Below are 6,000 nucleotides of genomic sequence, written 5' to 3' on the forward strand. Positions count from 1 at the left end.
TATCCAAGGATCCAATTAATTCATATAAATACCAACATTCATCACTTTATTATTAATATAATTTCAAATAATTTATGATCCAAATATACAACTAAAATAAAATAACAATTTGTTAGAGACTAAAAGGTGAACTAAACAATATTAATAAGTTATTAAATTTAAATATAAAATATAGGTGTTGCCAATGAGGGATGATATAGAACGGGATGGGATGATTATTGCTTCTCTTCCTACGCGGGCGCAGGTTTGTGTCGTGAAGAATAATGGGATTTTTGAGAGATTTTCTCATGAGAAGGTTGTTAAGTCTTGTTTGATGGTTGGTTCTTCGTTGTGGGCTGCGGAGCAGATTGCTGCGTATGTTGGTAAGGCGGCTTATGATGGTGTTTCTACTGCTGAGATTAAGATGTTGGTTTATGATTGTTTGAAGCGGGTTGATCGTAAGGTTGCGGATAAGTATTTGGCATCTAATGCTTTACGCGTGCGTACTTCTAGGGATACTATTGAGTCTTTTGATCAGAGGAAGATTGAGAAGACTTTGATGGTTGAGACGGATGCTTCTGGGGAGTTATCTCGTAGGATTGCAACTGATGTTTGGAAGGAGCTTAAGAAGTTGGATGTTGATTATTTAACTGCTCCGATGATTAGGGAGATTGTTAACACTAAATTGGTTGAGAATGGTCTTGAAACTTTGCGTAAGAAGTATACTCGTCTTGGTATTCCTGTTTATAATATTACTAATCTTATAAGGAATGGTTCGCGTGATAATGCGAATATGGTCCATAATCCTGAGACAGTGCATAAGTATGTTGCTGATGAGGCGTTGAAGCAGTATGCTTTGCTGCGTATTCTTCCGAATGAATTGGCGGATGCGCATCTGGGCGGGGATATTCATATTCATGACTTGGAGTTCTTTGCGGGCCGTCCTATAAATTGTTTGCAGCATGATTTACGTTTGTTTATTAAACATGGGCTTAAAGTGGATGGTACGGGTGATCATACGTCTGTTGCGGGCCCTCCTAATCATATTGAGACTCTTATGAATCATTCTGGAGAGATTATGCTTGCTGCTCAGCAGAATATGAGTGGTGGACAGTCTATGAGTCTTTGGAATGTTTTTGTGGCTCCTTTTGCTGCGGGCCAGCCGTATGAGAAGGTAAAACAGGCTGTTCAGATGTTTATCTATAATTTGAATATGGCTTATGCTGCTCGTGGTTCTCAGGTTCCTTTTACCTCTATTAACCTTGAATTCAGTGTTCCCAAGTTTTTGGAGGATGTAACTGCTTATGGTCCTAAAGGTAAAAATGTAGGTGTTTATGGGGACTTTGAAGAGGAAACACGATTGTTGCAACGTGCTTTTACTGAGACTTTGCTTGAAGGTGATTCTGATGGTAAACCTCATCTTTTCCCGAATACTATCTATGTTTTAAGGGATAAGATTCTTAATGGAGGATTTGAAGAGGATATTAGACGTGTACATGAGCTTTCAGCCAAGTATGGTACTGCTTACTTTGTGAATATGCTTCCAAAGTACAGGGGTAATATGGCTAATTATATGGGCTGCAGAACCTCATTAAGTGATAATTGGACTGGTGACTGGGATAAGGATTGTTTCAGAACAGGTAACTTGGCTTATGTTACTTTGAACCTTCCTAGGATTGCCTATAACTCCCGGGATGATGATGATGTCTTTGATTATTTGGACTCTTATATGAGTATCGGTGAAGAGGTGTTGATGCTCAGGCGTGAGCAGGCTTTGAATTGTCTGGATAATTATAATTTACTCCCATTTTTAACTCAGGAGGCTGATGAGGAACGTTATTATCAGGTGGATAATTCAACACTTTCATTTGGTTTTGTGGGTCTTAATGAGATGTTACTGGCCCATTGTGGTGAGGGTATTGAGGATCCGGATGCTAGGAACTTTGGTATTAAGGTAGTTAAGTATATGAATAAGCGTACGGAGGAGTTGAAGAAGGAAACTGGTTTGAGGTGGACAGTTCTTCAGACGCCGGCTGAGTCTACTGCTTATCGTTTTGCAACGTTAGATAAGGAGAAGTTTGGTGATAGGGCGATTTTACAGGGTGATGAGTTGGCTTCTTATTATACTAATTCTTCCCATGTTCCTGTGAATTCGGATGTTTTGTTGCCTGAGAAAATTAAAATAGAGGAGAAATTCCATCCTATAACGTTGGGTGGTCATATTTTCCACGCCTTTATGGGTGAGGCGTATTCAGATCCTGATTCTTTGATGAGTCTCACCAATAAGATCGCGAAGAAAAGTGATATTGGATTTTGGGCCTACAGTTCTGCACTTAGCTTCTGTATTAAGTGTAAAACACTTATGAAAGGTCTTCAAACAAAATGTGGAACTTGTGGTGAAGAAACAGAAGTTGAATGGTACGATCGTATCACAGGATATGTTCAACAAGTAGGAAGGTCTAGATCAGCATCGGGCGGTTGGAATCCTGGTAAAATGAGGGAACTAATGGATAGAAAGAGGTTTTAACTGTCTATAAATTTTTTATATTTTTTTTTAAGGATTATTTTTTTTGAAACTAATAACGGAGAAGTTGAGATGACAGCTGAAGCTGACGAATAGAAACTACTGAAGAGAATGAAAGAACTTCATAGAGAAATAGATGTGATGAAAGATAATAAATTAGATTGTCTGAAATCAATTTGGATTACATCAAAAATGAACTTTTTACTCTGGATTTTATGAAAACTCAAGACAGATTTTTCAAGTTTTGAAAAGATGATTAAATCTACAAGTTTCAAAATAGAAAATGAGATTGAATTTAGGGATGCAACAGACACAGTTGAGTGGAATCAGTACATTATGAAAAATACTGAATTTAAAAATTGGAATGAAATGTTACGAACCGCAGTGATTGATAGGGCAACTAGAAAGTTTATGGTTAAAACATTGTTGTAATTTTTGAAACTTTTAATATAATTGAAAATCTATGTAATATTTTGATATTATGAATTTTTTAATAAATGTTTGTGATGATTTATGGATCAGAATGTAGTTTACCAAAGGATCAATGAACTGTGCAATGCTTTCAAAGAAAAACAGATTGAGATATTTCACTGGCTTCATCAGCATCCCGAACTTGCCTTTCAAGAGTTTCAGTCAGGACAGTATATTGTAGATTGTCTAAATGAAATAAATGGAATTGAAGTAGTCTATCCTATTGCGAAAACAGGAATCAAAGCAGTGCTTCACGGTGAAAATCCAGGACCTACAGTTTCATTACGAGCTGACTTTGATGCATTGCCAGTAAAAGAAGAAACAAACCTAGATTATGCATCAAAGTCTAAAGGGATATATATAATGGACAGAAGACCTATGTAGCTCATGCGTGTGGTCATGATGCAAGTGCTTCATCTGCATTAGGTACTGCGAAAGTTTTAAGTCAACTTAAAAATGAGTTAAATGGTAAAGTTGTTTTCTTATTCCAACCTGCAGAAGAGGGTGCACCTCAGGGTATGGTTGGTGGTGCTGAACTAATGGTTAAAGCAGGTGCCTTAAAAAACCCTGATGTTCACGCAATATTTGCACTACATCCTTACAGCAAAGCTTATCCTGGAAACGTGTTATTAAGTAAAGGGATCACACATGCAAGCTTAAACGATTTAATAATCAAAATCAAAGGGATCCAAGCTCATGGCTCAATGCCATGGGTGGGTAAGGATCCTATTTTGGCTGGAGCAGCAATCATAAATGCACTGCAGTCAATTATCAGTAGAGAAGTTGATCTAATGAGAGGTGCAGCTGTTATTACTGTAGGATACTTTCACGGAGGCATTAAAGTTAATATAATTCCTAAAACAGCTGAAATGGGTTTAACAATCAGATCTCTTGATGATAGTACACAAAACTGCTTTTAAAACGTATAACTGAAGTTGCAGATTTAACTGCTAGAGCGCAATGGGTGTGAGGTCGAAATTATCCCTGGACAACATGATCCATTGAACAGAAACAATAATGAACTATGCAAAAATATGCTACCAACTCTTCAAAGAGTTGCAGGAAAAGATAAACTCAATTATAAACATGCCACCACAGGTTCAGAAGATTTTTCATATTTCTCTCAGAAAATTCCTGGTTTTATACTTGCATTTTGGAAGTGCACCTTTAGAATTTCCACTATCCCAATCAAAACCCAACCATCATCCTGGATTTCAAGTAGATGAGCTTGCTTTAAAATTTGCAACTAAATTAGAATGTAACTTATTATATGATTATCTTAGAAACAATTCCTAAATTTAAACTACTTAATCAATTTGAATAATCTTATTTTCTATTTTTGTATTCAAGAATGGTATGTACTGGAGAACCATTTTTGAATAGTATAGGCTTAGTTACTGATTCTGAAGAAGTTCCGAAGCCATGTGCTATCATCGTATGTCTTCCAGGTCCGCCTGCTACAACCAAAACTATATCTTGCGGTGAACGTGTTATAGGGACATTACCATCAATAATCCATTTATCATCAAGTTTCCTTCCTCCTTTGTCTCCATGTTCAATAGGAACAACAGAATTTTCATGCAAAAATTTTTTTACATCATATTTATTCAATCCGTCTTTTGAGATGGTTTCAGCATGTTCTGGGCTCATTATCACTAAGATTTCTCCAGGAACGTGGCTGTTGTTACATCCTGCTGTTGAAGCTGTGTGTGCTATTGTTTCCAAGAGATCTTCTGCATTTGTGCTTCGATGATCATTAACATTGTGAGGTGCTTCTACAGCAATAACTGTAGATGTACTTGTGTCTGGTTCAAAACCACGTTCAATATGTAATGATTCCCAGGGATTCTCAGATTCATTTTCGGCAAATACGTAGCTGTACTTGGCTGGGGATCCCATTGTAGAGTGGTCTCCAATCCCGGGAACAGCTCCTGCAATATTTATTAAACATAATCTTAATGCTCTACCTATACTGGCATTTGCAAGATTGCCTGGACCAAGACACCCTACACCACTTGCAGCGTCAATTTCTCTAGGAATGGGACCATTGAGGATCATGCATATAGAAACGGGATGGGTGGTTGCATTAACACTTGTAAGATTGAATTTTTTACTCGAAATTGCTTCTATCCCATGCTGTATTACTGGCATAAACTGTGGTTGACATCCTGCCATTACAGAATTGATTGCTACTTTTTCAACTGTGGCTTTTCCTTGTCTTGGCGGTAGTACTGCAATAATATCCTCTGAGGCAAGATCTGTATAATTTAGAAATTTTCTGATTCTTTCCCCAGTTGGTGGTATAATTGGGAGACCATCTGTCATTCTGCGAATGTAGAAATTGTAACTGGTTTTTTCAGGATCTGGATCTACAAAAACCTCAATATCATCTGTTCTATTTATACAGAGACGCTCATTTTTTACATCATTCGATTCTAGGATATCATCAAATTGAACAACTGCAATCCATTTTGAATGTAATTTATTATTTCTGGCCATGTTTTCACTTCATGGGATCTGTAGGATATATTTAAGTGAAGGGATAATGGGCAGTGTTTTTGTTTGGATTTCGTTGTTTGAAAGTCCAGCAATTGGATGTTTTACACTTAATATGCGAAGATCTTCTGCACCATGAGTTTTTGCAAGTTTATGTGCGAATGCCGTGAATTTTTCGGAACATATGGAGATGGTTGGCACTCCTTTATTCTCAAGACGTATTGCATCAAGGATTACCCAACTAGAACATGAACCACAGTCTCCAAGAGCAATCAAAGCAACTTCTCCTTCAGAAGCCATTTTAAGCTGATCCATAGTTGCAGGGCCCCTGCAGGCTTTTTTACTGTAATAAATTTTCTTTTACCAAGGTTTTGCCAATGATGACAAAATAATATCTGCTCCTGGTTTTGTGTTATCCACTAATGAAATAAACTCGAAATCATGCGGAATTGGATTTAGATCTAGTTTAACTTGGTCTGTATCTCCTAGTGGATCTAGAGTATCCTTTTCAACAATTTTTACTTGCATTT

Annotated in this window: 7 protein-coding genes; 5 read left to right on the forward strand and 2 right to left on the reverse strand. The window is 37.1% G+C overall.

The window, feature by feature from the left end; all coding sequences use genetic code 11:
- The first annotated feature begins 184 nt into the window (after positions 1 to 184).
- The 5 genes from nrdD to DL91_RS14290 all read left to right on the forward strand — a co-directional run bounded on the left by nrdD (position 185) and on the right by DL91_RS14290 (position 4,200).
- Positions 185 to 2,506 carry an anaerobic ribonucleoside-triphosphate reductase gene (gene nrdD, locus DL91_RS12560; protein WP_048189688.1) on the forward strand — a complete coding sequence of 774 codons (2,322 nt, stop codon included), beginning with the start codon at positions 185 to 187 and terminating at the stop codon, positions 2,504 to 2,506.
- A gap of 249 nt (positions 2,507 to 2,755) precedes the next feature.
- Complete coding sequence (locus DL91_RS12565; RefSeq protein ID WP_052374406.1) at positions 2,756 to 2,935, forward strand: hypothetical protein; 180 nt, start codon at positions 2,756 to 2,758, stop codon at positions 2,933 to 2,935.
- Positions 2,936 to 3,016: 81 nt separating this feature from the next.
- Positions 3,017 to 3,358, forward strand: coding sequence for a hypothetical protein (locus DL91_RS14280; RefSeq protein WP_231551468.1), 342 nt, complete (start codon positions 3,017 to 3,019; stop codon positions 3,356 to 3,358).
- Positions 3,331 to 3,894 carry an amidohydrolase gene (locus DL91_RS14285; protein WP_231551507.1) on the forward strand — a complete coding sequence of 188 codons (564 nt, stop codon included), beginning with the start codon at positions 3,331 to 3,333 and terminating at the stop codon, positions 3,892 to 3,894. The genes DL91_RS14280 and DL91_RS14285 overlap by 28 nt, the downstream gene beginning before the upstream one ends.
- Before the next feature lie 81 nt (positions 3,895 to 3,975).
- Entirely contained in the window at positions 3,976 to 4,200 is a 225-nt protein-coding gene (locus tag DL91_RS14290; RefSeq protein WP_231551469.1) for a hypothetical protein, read from the forward strand.
- A gap of 100 nt (positions 4,201 to 4,300) precedes the next feature.
- On the opposite strand, the gene DL91_RS12575 is transcribed toward DL91_RS14290, so the two are convergent.
- Together DL91_RS12575 and DL91_RS14295 are read right to left on the reverse strand one after the other, a co-directional pair.
- Complete coding sequence (locus DL91_RS12575) at positions 4,301 to 5,473, reverse strand: hypothetical protein (protein WP_052374409.1); 1,173 nt, start codon at positions 5,471 to 5,473, stop codon at positions 4,301 to 4,303.
- Positions 5,474 to 5,482: 9 nt separating this feature from the next.
- On the reverse strand, positions 5,483 to 5,824 hold the full coding sequence (locus tag DL91_RS14295) for a UGSC family (seleno)protein (protein ID WP_304412461.1): 342 nt from the start codon (positions 5,822 to 5,824) through the stop codon (positions 5,483 to 5,485).
- Positions 5,825 to 6,000 lie beyond the last annotated feature (176 nt).

The sequence above is a fragment of the Methanobacterium sp. SMA-27 genome (assembly GCF_000744455.1).
GTDB lineage: Archaea > Methanobacteriota > Methanobacteria > Methanobacteriales > Methanobacteriaceae > Methanobacterium_B.